Source organism: Anaerococcus sp. (assembly GCF_030825785.1).
Lineage (GTDB): Bacteria > Bacillota > Clostridia > Tissierellales > Peptoniphilaceae > Anaerococcus.
On record NZ_JAPJPG010000005.1, the window covers coordinates 37,821 to 58,438 of the forward strand.

Annotated in this window: 20 protein-coding genes; 3 read left to right on the forward strand and 17 right to left on the reverse strand. The window is 33.7% G+C overall.

What is annotated here, in order from left to right:
- Positions 1-37: 37 nt before the first annotated feature.
- The 8 genes from RCH56_RS01455 to RCH56_RS01490 all read right to left on the reverse strand — a co-directional run bounded on the left by RCH56_RS01455 (position 38) and on the right by RCH56_RS01490 (position 9,347).
- Positions 38-871: a YgcG family protein gene (locus RCH56_RS01455; RefSeq protein WP_306483227.1), complete on the reverse strand. Its 834-nt coding sequence runs from the start codon at positions 869-871 to the stop codon at positions 38-40.
- Between the two features lie 8 nt (positions 872-879).
- The gene (locus RCH56_RS01460) at positions 880-1,464 is read right to left on the reverse strand and encodes a LemA family protein (RefSeq protein WP_306483228.1); all 585 of its coding nucleotides are present in this window, start codon (positions 1,462-1,464) and stop codon (positions 880-882) included.
- 17 nt (positions 1,465-1,481) lie between these two features.
- Positions 1,482-1,982: an anaerobic ribonucleoside-triphosphate reductase activating protein gene (nrdG, locus tag RCH56_RS01465; protein ID WP_306483229.1), complete on the reverse strand. Its 501-nt coding sequence runs from the start codon at positions 1,980-1,982 to the stop codon at positions 1,482-1,484.
- On the reverse strand, positions 1,979-4,099 hold the full coding sequence (gene nrdD / locus RCH56_RS01470; RefSeq protein WP_306483230.1) for an anaerobic ribonucleoside-triphosphate reductase: 2,121 nt from the start codon (positions 4,097-4,099) through the stop codon (positions 1,979-1,981). The genes nrdG and nrdD overlap by 4 nt, the downstream gene beginning before the upstream one ends.
- A 198-nt stretch (positions 4,100-4,297) precedes the next feature.
- Positions 4,298-6,877, reverse strand: a complete 2,580-nt coding sequence (clpB, locus tag RCH56_RS01475; protein ID WP_306483231.1) for an ATP-dependent chaperone ClpB — start codon at positions 6,875-6,877, stop codon at positions 4,298-4,300.
- A 1-nt stretch (position 6,878) separates the two neighbouring features.
- Entirely contained in the window at positions 6,879-7,814 is a 936-nt protein-coding gene (locus RCH56_RS01480; protein WP_306483232.1) for a J domain-containing protein, read from the reverse strand.
- A gap of 116 nt (positions 7,815-7,930) precedes the next feature.
- Positions 7,931-8,449: an adenine phosphoribosyltransferase gene (locus tag RCH56_RS01485; protein WP_306483233.1), complete on the reverse strand. Its 519-nt coding sequence runs from the start codon at positions 8,447-8,449 to the stop codon at positions 7,931-7,933.
- A 40-nt stretch (positions 8,450-8,489) separates the two neighbouring features.
- Complete coding sequence (locus RCH56_RS01490; RefSeq protein ID WP_306483234.1) at positions 8,490-9,347, reverse strand: LCP family protein; 858 nt, start codon at positions 9,345-9,347, stop codon at positions 8,490-8,492.
- Between the two features lie 88 nt (positions 9,348-9,435).
- Here RCH56_RS01490 and RCH56_RS01495 point away from each other — a divergent pair, with 88 nt between their 5' ends.
- The 3 genes from RCH56_RS01495 (at position 9,436) to scfB (ending at position 12,459) form a co-directional block, all read left to right on the forward strand.
- A complete protein-coding gene (locus RCH56_RS01495; RefSeq protein WP_306483235.1) occupies positions 9,436-10,773 on the forward strand; it encodes an aminotransferase class I/II-fold pyridoxal phosphate-dependent enzyme in 1,338 nt (445 codons plus the stop codon).
- A 43-nt stretch (positions 10,774-10,816) separates the two neighbouring features.
- Complete coding sequence (gene scfA / locus RCH56_RS01500; protein WP_004835906.1) at positions 10,817-10,966, forward strand: six-cysteine ranthipeptide SCIFF; 150 nt, start codon at positions 10,817-10,819, stop codon at positions 10,964-10,966.
- A gap of 110 nt (positions 10,967-11,076) precedes the next feature.
- A complete protein-coding gene (gene scfB, locus RCH56_RS01505) occupies positions 11,077-12,459 on the forward strand; it encodes a thioether cross-link-forming SCIFF peptide maturase (RefSeq protein WP_306483236.1) in 1,383 nt (460 codons plus the stop codon).
- Positions 12,460-12,485: 26 nt separating this feature from the next.
- Here scfB and RCH56_RS01510 read toward each other — a convergent pair whose 3' ends face one another.
- The 9 genes from RCH56_RS01510 to RCH56_RS01550 all read right to left on the reverse strand — a co-directional run.
- Positions 12,486-13,124 carry a V-type ATP synthase subunit D gene (locus RCH56_RS01510; protein WP_015777940.1) on the reverse strand — a complete coding sequence of 213 codons (639 nt, stop codon included), beginning with the start codon at positions 13,122-13,124 and terminating at the stop codon, positions 12,486-12,488.
- Position 13,125: 1 nt separating this feature from the next.
- The gene (locus RCH56_RS01515; protein WP_306483237.1) at positions 13,126-14,490 is read right to left on the reverse strand and encodes a V-type ATP synthase subunit B; all 1,365 of its coding nucleotides are present in this window, start codon (positions 14,488-14,490) and stop codon (positions 13,126-13,128) included.
- The gene (locus RCH56_RS01520; protein ID WP_306483238.1) at positions 14,491-16,239 is read right to left on the reverse strand and encodes a V-type ATP synthase subunit A; all 1,749 of its coding nucleotides are present in this window, start codon (positions 16,237-16,239) and stop codon (positions 14,491-14,493) included.
- Complete coding sequence (locus tag RCH56_RS01525; protein ID WP_306483239.1) at positions 16,223-16,828, reverse strand: V-type ATP synthase subunit E; 606 nt, start codon at positions 16,826-16,828, stop codon at positions 16,223-16,225. The genes RCH56_RS01520 and RCH56_RS01525 overlap by 17 nt, the downstream gene beginning before the upstream one ends.
- Positions 16,829-16,839: 11 nt before the next feature.
- The gene (locus RCH56_RS01530; RefSeq protein WP_015777944.1) at positions 16,840-17,079 is read right to left on the reverse strand and encodes a V-type ATP synthase subunit F; all 240 of its coding nucleotides are present in this window, start codon (positions 17,077-17,079) and stop codon (positions 16,840-16,842) included.
- A gap of 1 nt (position 17,080) precedes the next feature.
- A complete protein-coding gene (locus RCH56_RS01535; protein ID WP_015777945.1) occupies positions 17,081-17,509 on the reverse strand; it encodes an ATP synthase subunit C in 429 nt (142 codons plus the stop codon).
- Positions 17,510-17,518: 9 nt separating this feature from the next.
- Positions 17,519-18,895: a V-type ATP synthase subunit I gene (locus tag RCH56_RS01540; protein WP_306483240.1), complete on the reverse strand. Its 1,377-nt coding sequence runs from the start codon at positions 18,893-18,895 to the stop codon at positions 17,519-17,521.
- Positions 18,896-19,780, reverse strand: coding sequence for a hypothetical protein (locus tag RCH56_RS01545; protein WP_306483241.1), 885 nt, complete (start codon positions 19,778-19,780; stop codon positions 18,896-18,898).
- 2 nt (positions 19,781-19,782) lie between these two features.
- Positions 19,783-20,618: V-type ATPase subunit (locus tag RCH56_RS01550; RefSeq protein ID WP_306483242.1), on the reverse strand; the 836-nt coding region annotated here is incomplete at its 5' end.

Below are 20,618 nucleotides of genomic sequence, written 5' to 3' on the forward strand. Positions count from 1 at the left end.
TTGTATTCTCATTAACTTGAGACAAACTCCTTTTAAATTAGAATTTTCTACTAGCGCCTCCGCCACCGGTGCTTCCACCTCCGCCAGAAAAGCCACCTCCGGAAAATCCTCCACCAGAAGACCAACCTGAGAAGGGATCATCATCGTTATCATTCCAGAAACTTCTACCATACCAACCTGGAAAGTTTCTTCTTCCTCTTCTTCCTCTGTAATATGAAGAAGGTCCGCGACTAATTCTAGTAAACATGTTTGAAATTAATATAAATACTACTAATATAAATAATATCTCGAACATACTAATTCCATCACCAGCTTCTAGATTTTCTTGATAAGCTTCGTAATTACCATCCAGAGTGATGTCGTATTCGCTTAAAACTTGGCTAACAACGGCATTGAATCCTTCATTAACACCCTTTGAGTATTGGCCATTTTTGAAATAATCTAACATAAAGTTGTCAATTATTCTACCAACTTTGGCGTCATTAAGTATTCCTTCTAGACCATATCCTGGTATAATCGCAATTTCTCTTTGGTCTGTATTTTTATCCTCTAGAAATAAAATCAAGACTCCATTATCTTTTACCTTGTCTCCGATTTTTAATTCATTAAATAAATCGCTTCCATAATCCATACCCTCTAGTCCGTCTGGATTATTAAGGCTTAGAAAGACTATCTGAGAACCCGTCTTACTTTCTAGTTCTCTATTAGTCTTTCTAATATTCTCTTTAGTACTTTCATCTAAAATCGAAAGTTCATCGTAATAGTAATCATTTATCTTGCTTGATATATCATCTGCTTGAGCAAGAGTTGGAAAAAGGCAGAAGATAATCAGCATAATTATATTTAATTTTATTCTTTTGACCTTTTCCATAACATCTCCTATTTATTGAAATCTACAGTAGGCGCTTCTTGGGCACTTTCACTTGCTTGGAAATATTCTGCTTGTTTAAACCCTGTAATCTTTCCTATTATGTTAGTTGGAAATCTTACAAGCTTAGTATTAAATTCTTGACAAGCTTCGTTATAATTTTTTCTTTCAACTGAAATCCTATTTTCACTACCAGCAAGCTCATCCATCAAAGCAACAAATTGAGTATCTGCCTTAAGCTCAGGATAAGCTTCAACTACTACGTTGATATCTCCCACAGCTCTTGTTAACTCTTCGTTAGCTTCTGCAAGCTCTTCTGGGCTATTAGCATTTTGTATTCCAGCTCTTGCATTGGTGACCTTGGTTAAAGTATCTTCCTCGTGATCTGTATAGCCTTTTACAGTATTTACAAGGTTAGGTATAAGGTCTGCCCTTCTTTGTACAACATTTTGAACTTGGGCATAGGCTTTATTTACATTTTCCCTTGATGTAGCTAGATTGTTATATGTTGGAACAATCGCTATTAATAAGATTACAGCTACTGCAATTATAGCAATTATTGCTGAAAATCCTTTCATTTTTTTGTTTTTATTCATAATTCCTCCTCTTTATTTTATTTATACCCATCCAGAAGGATAATATCCTTATATTTTAGGGAGGATTTTACGTCTATTATTCTTTGATTGCTAGATCCTCTAAAATCCAAGGTCAAATCTTTATATTCTTCTATAAACTCACCATCGACTAGAACGTCAATTTGTTCCAATATTTGTCTAGATAGTTTCATTTTCTCTAGAACTTCAAATTTAAAGCCGCTATAGATCCAAATAGACTTGTCTGTGTGTTTTCTTATATTTATTAAGGACTGTAAAAGTCCCTCTGGGCTTTCGAAAGGTTCCCCTCCTAGAATTGTAAGGCCCTCAACTTCATCAAGCTTAAGATAAGAAATAACTTCCATCAGCGACTTATCATCCCACTCTTTTCCAAAGTTAAAATCCATATAATCTCTATTGAAGCAATTCTTGCAATTTCTATCGCAACCTGATAGGAAAAAAGAGGTCCTAATTCCAGGACCATTAGCTACATCATATTTTCTGATTTGCCCATATCTCATATATGAAGCACCCTTGCTTTTATTTCTTTTGTTCTACCTTCGTTCCAGAAGTTTTCACCTAGGTAGCCACAGGTTCTCCTAACTACAGTAAGAGTGTTTCTATCCTTGTTGCCACAGTTTGGGCAATACCAATTATTATCATCATCTAGGAGGATTTCTCCATCATATCCACACTCAGCACAATAGTCTGACTTTGTGTTGAATTCCGCATATTGGATATGATCATAAATATATTTTACCATGGTCATCACGGCCTTAATATTATTGGTCATATTAGGGATTTCTGCATATGAGATACATCCGCCTGTCGATAATTGTTGAAATTCTGACTCGAAATCAAACTTATCAAAGACAGAAATATCTTCTCTAACATCTACATGGAAGGAGTTTGTATAGTAACCCTTGTCGGTGATATTTTCTATACTTCCAAATCTTTCTTTATCTATTGAGGCAAATCTATGAGTTAAGCTTTCTGCTGGAGTACCATATACTGCAAAGGCGATGCCATATTCCTTCGTCCATTCTTCCTTCTTCTCATTTAGGACTTCCATAATCTTCATAGCAAAGTCGTGGCCACGCTTACTAGTATGACTTTCTCCTGTTGTAAGTACACTTGCTTCGTAGATTCCAATATATCCAATTGTAACTGTAGCATAACCATTTTCTAATAGTGGCTTTATAGATTGATGTCTGTCTAATCTTGCTATAGCTCCGTGCCTAAAGTGAATTGGAGAAGAGTCACTTGTTACCTTGGATAGGTGTTCATATCTTAGTAATCCAACTTGCTTTATCAGGTCGAGCCTCTTATCTAGTATTTCAAAGAATTTATCCTCATTTCCATCAGCAAGGATTCCTATTTGAGGGAGATTTATTGTAGCAACTCCCATATTAAATCTTCCATCAAACTTATACTCACCACTTTCGTCCTTATATGGAGGAAGGAAGGCCCTACACCCCATAGGAGAGAATACATTTCCTTCATAGTTTTCTCTCATTTTCTTAGCTGAAATATAGTCAGGATACATTCTCTTGGCTGTACATTTTGCTGCAAGTTCTGTAAGCTTATAATATTTAGAACCTTCGTAAACATTATTTTCATCTAGGACATAGATTAGCTTAGGAAAGGCTGGAGTAACATATATTCCTTGTTCATTTTTGATTCCCTTAATCCTTTGTCTAAGAATTTCTTCTATTATTTTTACAGTACTTGAAAGGTATGGATCATTCTCGTCAGTATGCATAAACAAGGTAACAAATGGAGATTGGCCATTGCTGGTCATTAGGGTATTTATCTGATATTGAATTGTTTGAATACCGCTTTCTAGATCCCTCTGAGTTAAAGCTTCTGCCATTTCTCTTATTTTTTCTTCATCATCTAGGATAGACCTACTTAGTTTTAGGTTTTTATCGTAAGATTTTTTTAGATAAGGACTTAGACAAGATATATTTATGGATTGACCTCCGTACTGATTGCTCGCAATTTGTGCAATAATTTGTGTCATAACATTACAGGCGACTTGAAAAGACTTTGGAGTCTCAATCATCTTATCATTTACAACTGTTCCATTATCAAGCATATCCTTCATATCAACTAAGCAACAATTAAAAATTGGTTGAATAAGATAGTCCAGATCGTGAATATGTATGGCACCAGAGTTATGAGCTTCTACTAGATCTATTGGTATTAATTTCCTTTTAGCAATATCTTTTGCGACTTCTCCTGCAATCAAATCTCTTTGAGTAGATGCAATAATAGGATTCTTATTAGAATTTTCATCCATAACATCAATGTTAGTTTGATTTAATAAGCCTAAAATATCATCATCTGAGGTATTTTGCTCTCTCTTATAGGCTTGAACTGACTTATAGCTCTCATAGGATTTGGCAGTAGCTGGATTTTTCCTGTCGATCAATTTATAATAGACCATATCTTCTATCTTATAAATTGAAATTTCATCCTCGCCTAAAGCTTCACTTTCTATTTCATTAGCTATATCCATAGCTTGATTTTCAACAAAAACTCCACTTGCTGATTTCATTGCTTTTTCTATAGCTATTACTATTTTATATTTTTCAAATTTGGCTTTGCTGCCATCTCTTTTAATTACCTGAATCATATTAACCTCCGAAATCTATGATGATTATACCATATATAGTGGTGCTTGTAAAAAATGAATACTATATATAGTGTTAAGCCTATGATTTAGACAATCGACTTTTATCTTTAATTATCTTTATACATATCAAAATATTTAAAAAATCCCCAAGATTCCTAGTTAAGAGTTAGAATCTCGGGGATTAAAATAAAGTTTATCCTATTTTATTTTAAATATTAATTTATTATTTTCATCTAAATCTAATAATGCTGTATCTTTTTCAGTAACTTTTCCTTCGATAATTAACTTACCTAGTTCTGTTTCTACATGAGTTTGTAAGAATCTCTTAACAGGTCTTGCACCGTACTCGATATTATATGCATTAGCCAAGATATATTCCTTAGCAGCATTTGAAATCTCTAGATTTATATCTTTATCTTCTAGCCTAGATCTGATGTCAGCTATTTGAAGGTCGATTATTTCGTAGACTTGTTCACTTGTAAGTGGAGTAAACATCACTATATCGTCAATTCTATTTAGAAATTCTGGCTTGAAGGAATTTCTTAAGATTACATCTACCTTTTCTTTATTTTCATCATCAATACTTCCATCATCATTTAGGCCATCTATCAAGTATTCTGAACCTATATTGCTTGTCATGATGATTATAGTATTTTTAAAATCTACAGTTCTTCCTTGGGAATCAGTTAGTCTTCCGTCATCTAAAACTTGTAGTAATATGTTGAATACATCTGGATGGGCTTTTTCAATTTCGTCAAAAAGGATTACTGAGTAAGGTTTGCGTCTAACCGCTTCTGTTAATTGGCCGCCTTCTTCGTAGCCAACATATCCAGGAGCTGCACCAATTAGTCTTGACACAGAATATTTTTCCATATATTCACTCATATCAATTCTAATCATATTTCTCTCATCATCAAACATTGCTTCAGTTAAGGCCTTGGCAAGCTCAGTCTTTCCTACACCAGTTGGACCTAGAAAGATAAAGGAACCGATAGGTTTACTTTGGCTCTTAAGTCCAGATCTTGCCCTTATAATAGCATCTGATACTGCTCTTATTGCCTCATCTTGGCCGATTACTCTTTGGTGTAGCTTTTCTGGTAGGTGGAGGATTTTGCTCCTTTCGCTTTCTACAAGCTTATTAACTGGTATATTTGTCCAGTTGCTCACTACATCTGCTACATCTTCGTCGGTTACTTCCTCTTTGATTGAAGAATCAGTATTTTCACCAGAATTCCTCTCCTCCAATTTCTTCTTTAATTCTTCAAGCCTACCATATTTTAGTTCAGATAACTTTTCGAAATCATAATTTCTTTCAGCATTTTCAATCTCGACTTTTACCCTATCTATCTCTTCCTTTATATTCTTAACATCGTCTATGGCAGATTTTTCATCTTTCCATTTTAGAAATTCTTCATCATATTTTTCTGATAGGTTTGCTAAGTCTTCTTCTAATTCCTTGAGTCTCTTCTTAGAATATTCATCATCTTCTTTTTTAAGAGCAGTAATTTCTATCTGTAATTGTAGAAGTTTTCTCTTTTGCTCATCTAGATAGCTAGGCATGGTGTCAATTTCTGTTCTAACTGTAGCACAAGCTTCATCCATCAAGTCTATTGCCTTATCTGGTAAGAACCTATCTGAGATATATCTATCAGATAATTCTGCAGCTGCAATTACTGCACTATCTTGGATTCTTATTCCATGGAAGATTTCATACTTATCCTTGATACCTCTAAGAATACTTATTGTATCTTCTACAGATGGCTCTTCTACCATGACCTTTTGGAAACGACGTTCCAAGGCACCATCTTTTTCTATATATTGCCTATACTCGTTAAGGGTAGTAGCTCCTATGACTTTAATCTCTCCACGAGCTAGCATTGGCTTCATAATATTTGAAGCATCCATAGCCCCCTCCGACTTACCAGCTCCTACTATGTTGTGAATTTCATCTATGAACATTATTATTTGTCCATCTGACTTTTGAACCTCATCGATTACAGCCTTTAATCTTTCCTCAAATTGTCCCCTATATTTTGCTCCTGCTACAAGAGAACCCATATCGAGTGAGAATATAGTCCTTCCTTGGATTGGTTCTGGGACGTCGTTATTGACAATCCTTTGGGCAAGTCCTTCTACTATAGCAGTCTTTCCTACACCAGGTTGACCAATTAGTACTGGGTTATTTTTCTTTCTTCTAGAAAGAATCCTTAGAGCATTTCTAATCTCCCTATCCCTTCCAATAACCGGATCTATTTTACCTTCTCTGGCTTCTTGGGTTAGGTTTCTACCGTACTTCTCTAAAGGGTTAGTAGTTTCTTCTGGGTTGTCGTTAGTAACTTTTTGACCTTTCCTGACATTTTGGATAGAGTTTTTAAAGCTAACTGCGCTTATGCCAAATTTCCTATTGATTGAATCTACTTCGTTTTTTTCCTTCAAGAGACTTAGGAAGATATGTTCAGTTGATACAAAACTATCTCCCATTTCTTTAGCTACATCTTCTGCCTTTAGAAGGATTCTTTGGAATACTTGACTTGGGTAAGTATTTGAGTTACCAGACTGACTTGGCATAGAGTCAACCTTTTTGATTAGTTCATTCCTGTAGCCTTCGTAGTCTACATCCATTGACTTAATTATTTGACTAACAATAGAGTCTGAATTGTTAACCAAAGCATAAGCCAAATGCATTTCGTTTACTTCTGGATTTGAGTTTTTTATAGCCATTGCTTGAGCGTCATTAATGGCTTCTTGAGATTTTTGTGTGAATTTGTTGATGTCCATATTAATCCTCCTCTGCTAATTTTCTATATAATTCTTCTTGTTTCTCACTGAGTTTTTCAGGGTTTTCTATTACTATATTTAAGATCAAATCTCCTATATTGCCCTTTCTATCCTCATATCCTCTCTTCTTTAATCTAATCTTTCTTCCTGAACTTACTTTTTCAGGAATATTAACCTTAAAAGATCCTGATTTAGTATCTATTTTTTTCTTAGCACCAAAATAAGCTTCCCACGGTGTTAGTTTAACTTCCTTGATAAAGTCAATCCCGTCAAGGACCAAACCCTCTTCATCTTGGATAATTACCTTTACCATGATATTAGCATTTAAACCGTATTTTGAACCATCTATTCTTATCTTATTTTTATTCTTGATTCCCTTTGGTATTGTTACATTGATGTCTGTAAGTCTTCCTTGATTTTTGACTTTTATTATTCTTGAAGTCCCTTTGATAGCTTCATCTATGCTGATTTTCATATCATAGTCTAGGCTTTGCTTCTTCTTTCTACCAAAACCCTGACCTATATTAGAAAACCTACTTCCACTACCGAAACCTTTGTTAGTAGATCTTGATCCTTGTTGGAATCCTCCAAAAAGTGTATCGAAGAAATCTGAAAATCCACTATCGCCAGTTGACGAATATGTGTAAGAGCTTCCTCCAAAATTATTAAAGTCGAAACCAAAATCTCTAGGGTCGAAGTTCTGACCTCCTTGGAAATTAGCATTTTGACCAAACATATCATACTTTTTACGCTTGTCCTCATCTGATAAGACTTCATAAGCTTCATTTATTTCTGTAAATTTCTTTTCTGCTTCCTTGTCGTTCGGATGAAGGTCTGGGTGATATTTCTTGGCTAGTTTTCTGTATGCTTTTTTTATTTCGTTGGAACTTGCTTTTTTGTCAACTCCCAACACTTCATAATAATCTCTGTATTTCATATTTACCTCCATCTTCTTTGACCATCTCTGACCTTAATAAAATTATACTAGGTCAGATTCTTTTTTCAAGATATATTTACAAAAAAAGAATTCCCTTGTCAGGGAACTCCTTTAATCTAGTGATTGTATTTTATTAATGATATTACATCGTAGTCCTTTAGGTAATCTCTACCCTTAAGGTCAGTAAGTTCTATTAAAAACTCGAAGCAAGCTATCTTGCCTCCTACTGCTTCAACAAGCTTAGCTGCAGCCTTTGCAGATCCACCAGTTGCTATCAAGTCATCTAAGATGACAACTCTTTCTCCTTCTTCCAAGGCATCTTTGTGCATTTCTAATTCATTTGATCCATACTCTAATTCATAAGAAACTTTTTCTATTTCCCCAGGAAGCTTACCTGGCTTTCTTATTGGGATGAATCCCTTAGTAAGTCTATCAGCAAGAGGAGCTCCAAATATCAATCCTCTTGATTCAATTCCTGCTATATAGTCAAAATCGTAGTCCTTTAGCTTTTCTTCTAGCTGATCTATAGTTTCCCTAAAGGCATCTTTATCCCTTAGCAAGGTTGTAATATCTTTAAAGGAAATTCCTTCTGTTGGGTAGTCTTCTATCACTCTAATTTTTGATTTTAAATCCATTTAGTCCTCCACTCATAAAATCTCTATATTATATAATACCCTAATAAGCAAAGTTATATAGATAATCGCTCCTTATTTCTTCAATCGATTCGTCATAAATTTCAAAGTAGCTTACATCATCCTCATAGGTCACGAAACCTTCTAGCCTTACCATATTTATATCTGACTTATCAATAGACCTAAAGGCTAGGGCAAGTTGTGAAAGCTTAGAGAATTTGATATTTGTCTTAATCTTATCTTTCATAGCTATGTAAGCTATAGGAAGCTTAGGTAGGTTCTTTGCCTTAGTCATCTCGTTTATGAATTGCATCATAAAGTCTTGTTGGGTCGATATTCTACCAAGATCTGCGTTCTCGTAACCCTTCCTAAACCTAACATATTTTAAGGCTTCTTCTCCAGTGAAATGATGGGTACCAGGGCTTATATCCATAGCGCTTGCTACATAATCATCGACTTCTATGTCTATGCCTCCTATGGCATCTATTCCCTCAACTACCGCCTCAAAAGGAATAACGCAATAGTAAGTTAGATTAATTCCCAAGAAATCCCTTATGGTCTGCATTGTCAAATCAATACCCCCGTAAGAGTGAGCCGCATTGATTTTATCCATATATCCATTAATTTCGACCTTGCTATCTCTAGGTATTGAAATTAAATCAACCGACTTGTCAGCAGAATTTGCCTTAACCAGCATAAGAGTATCGGTTCTTGTTCCTGTATCTTCCCCCGTACTATCTACTCCAGCTAAGAGAAATAGAAATTCATCCCCATTTCCAGATATCCTATCATCAGAATCATTTTTAACAAAATTAATAACCAGTATTATAGAGCTGAACAAAACTATAAACATCAAAAATATAAGTATAGACTTAAGAATTCTTTTAAAACTTTTTTCCATATTTATCTCCTAATTAGATTATATGCCTTTTTACCTAAATTAAAATGGTCCTTTTATAAATAAATAGTAAGGTATGGAAGAGGTAATTATGTTAAATGAAAAATTAGATTTATATTTAAATGAAGGATACTATCCTTTTCATATGCCAGGCTCTAAGAGAAGCAAAATACTAAGATCAGATCTTCCTTATAGGAGAGATTTAACTGAAATCTATGGCTTCGATAATTTAAATGATCCAGAAGATATTTTTATTCAAATGGAAGAAAGATTAGCCCAAATTTATAGGGTAAATAAAGCCATAATTTCTACAAACGGATCAACTTCTGGAATTCTTTCAACAATTAGGGCCTTGTGTAGGGATAATAAGAATATATTAATACAAAGATCTTCCCACAAGTCAGTATACAATGCTTGTGAATTAGATTTACTTAATGTTTCATATATAAATATAGTAACTGATGAACAATTGGCCATAAGAGGTATTGACTATGAAGATTTAGAAAAGAAATTAAAGGATAAAAATTATCAGGCCCTGGTATTGACTTCTCCTTCCTATGAAGGCTACCTCCTTAATCTTAAGAGAATATACAAACTCTGCAGAGAAAATAATACTAAGCTTATCCTTGATATGGCTCACGGAAGTCACCTTCCTCTGACGAATCTCTATGATAATTCTTTTGATGTTGCAATTACATCTTTTCATAAAAACTTATCTGCCCTAACTCCTTCTGCTGCCGTCCTAATAAATGATATGGAGTATTTTAATGAGATCAAAAGAAATATGGCAATATTTCAGACATCTTCTCCATCATATGTTATTTTACAATCCATTGATGAAATGATAGAAAAGTTTGAAAGTTTTGATGAGCTTTATAAAAAATTAGAAAATAATTTAGACGATCTATACAAGTTGAAATTAGATAATATAAAGCTAATAGAAGATTCAAAAAAAGACAAGACTAAACTTCTTATATCTACTAAGAATGCAAATATAAGTGGAAGTGATTTAGAAAAACTTCTTAGAGAAGATAAAATCGAAATAGAAATGTCCTATCCAGACTACGTTCTTTTAATTTCTACAATATTTGATACCGAGGACGGATTTAATAGAATAAAGAAATCCCTAAGAAGGATTGATGGATTGTTAGGTTCGAAAAGCAAATCCTACAGTTTAGAATTACAAATCCCTCAAAAGAAATTAGAAATATATGAAGCTATAAATTGTAAGAAAAAATATGTAAAGGTAGAAGATTCTCTGGGAAAGACTGCAGGTGAATTTGTTTACGCTTATCCCCCAGGAAGTCCAATAATAGCTCCTGGAGAGATAATCGATGCAGAAATTCTAGCTACTATTACCTACATGTTAGACAATAATATCCATTTAAACATCAAAGATGAATATATTTCCGTCATAATTGACAAATAATTAAAAAACTGTTATTATAAAGTAAGTAAAGGAGAATATACATATGAAAAGAATTGTAACTTTAAATACTAGAAATCTCCACAAGAGCAAAAAACATGGTGGTTGCGGCGAATGTCAAACATCTTGCCAATCAGCATGCAAGACAAGTTGTGGTGTAGCTAATCAAGAATGTGTTAGCAAGAAAAATAAATAATTGTTTTTAGCTTATCTAGGATAATTCTTAGATAAGTTTTTTATTGTAGGAATTTTGTTAGATTATTCTCAATTCCTAGTAAAACAATATAGTAAATATAAGGAGTAATAATGATTCACCAATACAAGTCCAAGGGCTTTAATATTGTTTTAGATATATACAGTGGTTCTGTCCACGCAGTAGATGATATAACCTATGATATCATCGAGAAATACGAAACAGAAGACAAAGAAGATATTAAAAAAGAAATAATTGAAAAATATGAAATAAGTAATGATCAATTCGAAGAGGCTTATACTGAGGTTAAGGAATTAGAAAACGAAGGGCTTCTCTTTACTGACGACATATACGAGGATCTTTCAATTGATATAACAAATAGACCGACAACAATAAAGGCCCTCTGCCTAAACGTCGCTCACACCTGCAATCTATCATGTGAATATTGTTTTGCGAAGGGAGGAAAGTATTCCGGTCCAGATGCTATTATGACAATAGATGTGGCCAAAAAAGCTATTGACTTTCTTTTGGCAAATTCCGGTAGCCACTACAACTTGGACATTGACTTCTTTGGAGGAGAACCTCTCCTAAACTTCGACCTAGTAAAAGAAACTGTTGATTATGCAAGAAGTAAAGAAGAGAAATTTAATAAGCATTTTAATTTCACTCTTACTACAAACGGTCTTCTCCTAGACGATGAAGCCATAGACTATTTGAATGAAAATATGAAAAATGTCGTCCTATCCCTCGATGGAAGGAAAGAAAAGCACGACCAATTTAGAAAGACTCTAAACGGTAAAGGTTCATATGACGCCATAGTCCCTAAATTCCAAAATTTTGTAAAAAAACGTGGCAATAAGGAATACTACATGAGGGGAACTTTCACTGCAAATAACCTTGATTTTACAGAAGACTTGAAGACATATCTAGACCTAGGCTTTACTAGAACTTCCCTTGAACCAGTTGTAGGAAAGTCTGATGAGACTTATGCCCTAAAGGAAGAACACCTAGATAAAATCTATGATGAATACGAAAAACTTGCAGATATGCTAATTGAAAAAATCGACAAGAATGAAGATTTCATCTTCTATCATTACATGATTGATTTAGAAAATGGACCTTGTGTCCACAAGAGAATTTCTGGATGCGGATCAGGTACCGAATATATGGCTGTAACTCCAACTGGCGAGCTCTATCCTTGCCACCAATTCGTAGGAAATCCTGATTTTATTATCGGAAATATAAATGATGGAATTCAAAATAAGGACTTGGTAAATCAATTTAAAACTTGTAACTGTTATTCCAAAAATGAATGTAGGTCTTGTTGGGCAAATATGTATTGCTCTGGCGGTTGTGCTGCTAATTCCTACAATGCTACAGGTGATATAAATAATATCCATGAATATTCTTGTAAACTTTTTAGAAAAAGAATAGAGATGGCAATAGCGGTTAAGATATATGAATATATGAAAGAATCTGAAAAAGAATTCGCATAGAAAAATAGCGCCGATTAATACCGGTGCTATTTTTTAGATTCTTCTTTTTTAATTTTATTTTCTTTGACAATCTTGGTCTTGGAGAATTCTTCTCTTTCTTTCTCCTCTATGCTTTGAGATATGGTCTTAATCATTTCCTTGTATTTTGGAATTTGAACCTTATCCAAACTATTTACTTTCTTGCTCGTCTTTTTAATTTCTCTATCCAAAGAATTAATTGTAGTATCAAGCTCAGCAAGCTTAAATATCTTGGATCTTAATTGATTAAAAGAAAGTATAGCCTCATCAAAACCAGCATTAGTTTCATAAAATGAATAGGATAAGTTAAGCTTTACATCTTCAAAGTGAATTTCAGATATTTCTGTCTGCATGAATTTATCAACTTTTAAGCTAATACTATTATCTATTGGCACAGTCTTTGATATGGAATCAAGATCCGACTCACCAATGCTTACCAAAACTTTTTTGAAATCATGGCTGACCTTTTTGATCGTCTCATTTACCTTTTCATTTAAATCATTACGTTCTTTTATCTTGGAATCATAAGCTCCGATCAAGGCCTTTCTCTTCTTATCGAGTATGTCGTATCCGCCCTCTAAGAGATTTAGTTCTTCTTTTGCCTTGATTAGATTGGCCTTTGTAGCTGCAACATTATTCGTTTGCATACTATTCACCTATAAACTTATCTAGATTCTCTTTAGAAACTCTGTGAAGCTCATTTCTTGGAAGGATTTTAAGAATTTCCCAACCTAAATCTAGAGATTCATCGAGTTCCCTATTCTCATCCTTATCTTGGGCTAAGAATCTTCTTTCAAATTCATCTCCGAAACGTAAATATTTCTTATCAACATCAGACAAATCATCTTCACCAACAATTTGAGAAATATTTCTAACATCTTGAACCTTAGAATATGATTCATAAAGTTGGTTCATTAAGTCTTCATGGTCAGCCCTTGTGTAACCTTCACCTATACCGTCCTTCATAAGTCTTGACAAGGAGGGAAGTACATTTATTGGAGGGTAGATTCCCTTATTAGAAAGAGATCTGTCAATTACAATTTGTCCCTCTGTTATATAGCCTGTAAGGTCGGCAACAGGGTGGGTTATATCATCATTAGGCATGGTAAGTATTGGAATAAGTGTTACAGATCCCTTAACTCCTCTAATCATTCCTGCCCTTTCGTATAAAGAAGCAAGGTCTGAGTAAAGATATCCAGGGTAGCCCTTCCTTGAAGGAACCTCTCCCCTTATAGATGAAACTTCACGTAGGGCTTCTGAATAAGATGTCATATCAGTGACTATGACAAGCACGTGATAGCCCTTCTTGTAAGCTAGATATTCAGCTGCTGTTAGGGCACATTTTGGAGCAACAAGTCTTTCCATTATTGGAGAATCCGCAAGGTTTTGATACATTACAACCTTATCACGAACACCTGCCTTGTTGAAGGCATCCTCGAAGAACATGGCTTCGTCTTTCTTAATCCCCATAGCAGCAAAAACAAAGCAGAAGTTCTCATCTGTCTTAAGCTTAGCTTGTCTTACAATTTGAGCTGCAATCTCGTTGTGTGAAAGACCAGATCCAGAAAATATCGGTAGCTTTTGTCCACGGATAAGGGTTGTTAGAGTATCAATAGAAGATATTCCTGTTTGGATGAAGTCTCTTGGGTATTCACGTGCTACAGGATTTAGGGGAAGTCCCTCTACTGAATATTTATCATCAGAGTAGATATCTCCTCCATTATCAATTGGCTCTCCTATTCCGTTAAAGCTCCTACCAAGTATTGATTCATCGAGAGGAATCTCTAAAGGCTTTTCATGAAAGCTTACTACTATATCATTTAAGGAAAACTCTTCTGTATTACCAAAAACTTCAATAGTTACAGTGTCATCATCAATTTTAACAACTTGACCTACAAAGTCCATCCCCAAAGCGTGAACAGAAACTACTGCCTTGTAGGCTACATCTGTAACTTTTTCTATCTCAATCATAGATGATTCAATTTTTCTAATCTTAGTATATTCTTTTCTCATCTATAAACCTTCCTTCACACTTACAAAATGATTGTTTATCTTTGAATTAAGATCAATAAACTTGTCTAACTCATCATTTTTTATATTATATTTCATTTGAGTAATCTCATTAATTAGATTTGAATCATATATAGCCTTATGGCTAAGACCACCACTAATAGCTGCCTTACTCTTTTGGTAATAATTATAAATAATGTCGAGCATCTTGACTTGTTTTTCAAGTGGGACATACTTATCAATATCATTGTAAGCATTTTGTTGTAAGAAGCCATTTCTTATAAGACCTGAAACATCTAATATGTTCTTTTGACTATTAGAAAGTGCATCTTCTCCCACTAGCATCATGATAGATCTAACTTCGTCTTCTTCAAGGAGGACATTCATCAATTCATTTCTTATAGCAATTATGTCCTTACCCAGTCTTTCCTCATAGTAGGCTCTGATTTTTTCAATATAATTAGAATAAGAAGAAAGCCAGTTTATAGCAGGATAGTGTCTTGAATAAGCAAGCTTTCTATCAAGTCCTAAGAATACATTTACACATCTTCTAGTATTTTCTGTTACAGGCTCTGAGAAGTCTCCCCCAGAAGGTGATACGGCCCCAATAAGAGTAACAGAACCTTCGCTTCCGTTTAAGTTTTTGAAATATCCCGCTCTTTCATAAAATTGTGAAAGTCTTGATCCAAGATATGCAGGATAGCCTTCCTCGGCTGGGATTTCTTCAAGTCTTCCTGATATTTCACGTAAGGCCTCTGCCCATCTTGATGATGAGTCTGCCATAAGAGCTACATCATAACCCATGTCTCTAAAGTATTCAGCCATAGTAATACCAGTATAGATAGATGCTTCCCTAGCAGCTACTGGCATGTTTGAAGTATTGGCAATTAAAATAGTCCTTTCCATTAGTCCCTTACCTGTATTTGGATCTATAAGATCAGGGAACTCCTCAAGAACCTGGGTCATCTCGTTTCCACGCTCTCCACATCCAATATAAATTATTATATCTACGTCAGAATATTGGGCAAGCTGGTGTTGAAGCATAGTCTTTCCTGTACCAAATCCACCAGGAATTGCAACAGTACCTCCCTTAGCAAGAGGGAAGAAAACATCAAGGACCCTTTGACCTGTCTCAAATAGCTTCTCTATTGGCATATTAGCCATAACTGGTCTTTGATTTCTAACTGGCCAATATTGGTATAGTTTTTCCTCAACCACATTTTTTTCTGTCTTAATTTTTACTACAGTATCTTCAAGTGTGTACAAACCATCTTCTGCTACTTCAACAACTTCACCACTAACTTGATTCATAAGTCTATGCTCGATTGTTTCAGTTTCTTTTATGGTAGCGTAGATGTCGCCTCTTTTAATCTTATCTCCAACCTTAACAGTAAGTTTGACATCCCATTTTTTCTCAGTATCTAAATTTTCAAATCCTATTCCTGAAGGAATAAAAGATCCATTTTTATCCATTATATTTTTTAAGGGTCTTTGGATACCATCAAACATGTTTCCAAGCATACCTGGTCCCAGTCTTACTGAAAGAGGTCTACCAGTTGGAATTATATCTTCATTTACTTTAAGTCCTGATGTATCTTCATAAACCTGAATTGTCGCAAGATCACCCTCAAGTGATATTACTTCACCTATAAGCTTTAGCTTACCAACTGAAACCATCTCACGAACAGTCAAGATTTTCGCATCTGTCGCAACTACAACAGGACCATTTATTGTTTTAATTTTTGGATTCATTAAAACTCTCACTTTCAAGAAGTTGATTTAGTTTTTTACCAACTTCATATTTCTTCTCTTTAAGCCTATTCAAATAAGTATAATTATATCTAAAATCTCTATCAAGATTTGAAATTATAAAACCACCAATATACTCATCATCGAGTACTTCTACATTAGGAAAGTCTATAAGCTTCTTGTCCTTTTCTAATACACTTATTATTACTTCTTCCTTAGCTAAACCAAGGTCTTCTAGAGCTTTATTTATACTTGAAGTTAGCTTGTCTTTATAGTCTTTAGTATTAGTAAAATCTCTAAGATATTCTTTAATTCGTTTTGTCAAATCTTCCAATAGAGATTGTCTATAAAGAAATATATCATTTTTAGATTCAAATTCTTTCTTAGAAACATTCTCATTCTTTCTAGTCTCAGCAAATATTTGTCTATCCTTGACACTCTCTTCCAAGTGCTTTTCTAGCTCCGCCTTTTTATCTGAAACTAATTTTGAATTATCCTCTGTTGACTGATATAATTCTTTTTCACTTTTTTCTTTTTCTTCATCCCATACCATCTTTCTAAAGGATGAAATCTTTGCTTCTAGATCTAGCATTTTTCCTCCAATCAACCATCAATAACTACGATTAAAGGCTCACTTTTATTTTCTCTATAATAATCAACATCCTTGGATATATTATTATAAATTGTTCTACTTAAGATAAGAACAGCTAGATTATCATCACTTACAGAAGTCTTAAATTTACTAAGACTTTCTTCGATTCTATCTACCTGCTCTATTTCTATACCCCCAAGCCTAAACATAAGGTTTAAGCTTGGATCGTTACTTATTAATTTTGCCTTCATTTTATGCGTATAGGATTAGGATTGATATAATTACACCGAAGATAGCAATACCTTCTGCAAGACCTACGAAGATGATTGTTCTACCAAGGATAGATTGATCTTCTGAAATAGCACCAAGTGCTGCTGAACCTACAGTACCTACTGCATAACCAGTACCAATTGTTGCAAGACCTGTTGAAAGTGCTGCACCAATGTATTTTAGACCATCACTTGCTGCTGCACTTGTACCAGCTTCTGCTGCTTTTGAGCTTGATGGGAAAAGAAGAACTATCATCATTACCATAATTGGCACGAAAGTAGATAGGTTAAGCTTTAATGCCTTTCTTATCTTTGCCTTTGAACTATCTTCGTTTGTTTTTAATAGATATAAACCTGAATAAATTGTCATTACGACAACTGCTAATGCTAATAAAGCAATTTTAAAAATCATATTAACTCCTTATTTTTCTGTAATTGGTCTAAACTTACGACCATTTCCTTCATAGTACTTACTAAACATTTCGTAAAATTCTAGTCTTAGTCCTTGGATGAATACAATCATTCCTTCAAGACCTATTATCAGAATATTACCTAATATCAAAATTATTATTCCAATTATTCCACCACCTGCAAGTTTTGCCATGACTTCAAAGGCCATATACAAACCTACGTGGTTGATTGCGAAAGCTCCAACTCTTGTAAAAGACACTAAGTTAGAGAATACCGATAGTAGGGCCTCTACTATTGAGAATGAACTTTCTACATAATAGTCACCCTTTGAACTGTCATATAGCGGATATTCTCCCTCAATCCTTCTTGCTAGTGGCTGTTTAAATATTATCATAACTATTGATAACACAAGAATTATTATAGCTACAAGCATAGGTATTGGGCTTTTTCCTACTATATTAAGGATGATTAGTATAAAAGAAATCATCATCATAAGACCTGCTAGGCCTTCTTTTCCAAATATTCCTTCCTCTATATTATCTTGTTTTTTGACTTTGTTGAAGATTCCTATGATATAAGATATGACCATCAATACTACACCGAACGCTACAGATGCTATTAATACAGTCATAATATTATCAAAAGGCTTGATCAACAATGTAGGTATCAGAGTCTCTATACCAAAGAATGAACCGTACATCAATCCAAATATAGAAGAACTTATTCCTATTCTTCTTACCAGGCCGCCAAAGGTCTTGTTTATCTTGTCTACATAGAAGCTTAATAAAACAAATACTAATCCTTGTCCTAAATCACCGAACATCATTCCATACAACAATAAATATGTTATAGCGAAAAATGGTGTTGGGTCAATTTCGTTATAGTTTGGAGCACCGTACATGTTCACCAAAAACTCAAAAGGACGAAAGAGAATATTGTTTTTTAGTTTGGTCGGCGGTTTCGAGGAACAACTCCTATTGTTTATATTTACCTTAGTTTTGTCGTATTTTTCTTCAAGATTTTTGAAGTCATCGACTTTTGATTTAGGAACCCAGCCACTAAGGTAGAAGTACTTGTCCCCTTTTGCCATCTTATCTTTTATTTCACTACTTTTTTCATAGTATTCGATTGTATGAGGAATATCTTGAATCAAATCCTCATTATTATTCTTGATAGCTTCAATTTTCTCTTCTAGTTCTTTTATTTCTTTGTCAGTTTCTTCTAATTTCCTATCTGTAGTTTCTAGATCATCGGACTCTGGAGTCTTTTTATCTATGAAACCCATAGTATTGACAGCTCTTTTAATATCTTCTTTGACCTGTTTAGGATAAACTAACAAATAATTTTCTTTGCTGTCAATATTTTTATTTTTCTTCTTAATTGCCAATTATTTGTTCCCTTCTTCTAAAATAGATGAGCTAATCTCAGAAACTATATCTTCGCTATAATTCTCATAAATTCTATCAAGCTTATCTTTCATTTGCTTATACTCATCTTCTATCTCTTTTTTCCTTAATTCACCCTCTGAAAGGATATTTGAGTAAACTTCATCAGATTTTTCCTTAGTTAAGGATGAATATTTTTTATCAAGCTGAGCTATTACATCAAAGGTATTAGTTTTCTCATTAGAAACTATATTATCTGTATCAGTTCTCAATTTACTTGTTTCCTTATCAAGTGCTATAAGTTCATCAAGATATCCCAAAGAAATATCATCAAGGCTACCATCCAGGTGGAGAATCAATGAAGGCAAGTTGTCATAGTTATTCTTTAAAATATATCTACCATCCTTGCTTACTTCACCATACCTATGATCAAAGTAGTTGAGATTTTTAATCTTTCTAATATCTATTCCAGACCTATTAAGGACTTCTAAGTTATCCTTATACTCTTCGAGAATATTTTTTTCTTCGATTAATTTATTTTTCCTATCAATTAATGCCTTCAAGTCGTTGTATAAACTGTCAATATCACTTTCGGAAATATGCTTTGGATTTTCACTAGCTGAAGAGTCTATTTTAAATAAATCTTTTAATAAGTTCAACTTATCAATAATAGACTTATCTGGCCTTTCAAAGCTCGATATAGTTGATATATCTTCAGTCAATTCAACATTTTCTTTACTAGCCTTAATTGAGAAAGCTCTTGATGCTACTTGATTAAAGGCATCAACTGGTTCAATATCGCCTAATTCAATAATATCTTCTAGAAAATCATCGAGATTATTTAATCTAGAAGTAATATTGACAAGGTGCATTTTTTCTACTGCCATAATTACCTCACAATCACTAGTTCATATCTTTCAGAAAGAGTAAAGCTCTCATCAACCTCAAGCATACTAACTAAATTTTCGATATTGGTGTGGATAACGCTCATAGCAGATATTACATATAGAATAGATGATCTCTCTTTGATTATTTCATCTCTTGAAAGTTTCATCTTTCTCCTGCTGATTTTAATATGTGAATCCCACGCATTATCGAAAATACTTTTATACTTAGTACCATCAAGGTATTCAAAGAAATCATCCATGGATAAGTTAGAAATCATCTTAAGCCTATCAGCGTTATAGCCCTTACCACCCTCAATCAAATAATTAAATATTTCATTATTGTTTAAATTGAAGAATTTCTTGAGTCTATAAAGCATTTCTAGGTTAGATAAGTTAATCAACTCACCCACAAAATTTTCTATAAGGACCCTCTCTTTTGCTTTAAACTTCTTAGCTAATTTGAGAAGATTTCTAAAATAAAATTTCATCAAAGCATTACTTGATAAAAATATCAATGATTCATTGTCCATGTTTTCATTTATAAAGGGCAAGAGAGTTCTATAATACTTACTATCTCTAAGCCCTTCAATAAATTCTTCTAAGGTCATGCCTACATCAATTTTTAAATCTTTGGAAAACGGATTTTGCTTTAAATTTAAAATATTTTTCTCCAAAGTATTGTTGAGTATACATTGTATCACTTCTTGAATAAGATATATCTCATAAATACTGAAATATTCTTTAAAGAACTCACTCTCAATACCTTCTAGAAAAAAATCTAAACTTTTTAATTCATCGTAGAAATTTCTAAACAAATTTAATTCGACTTCTTTTTTAC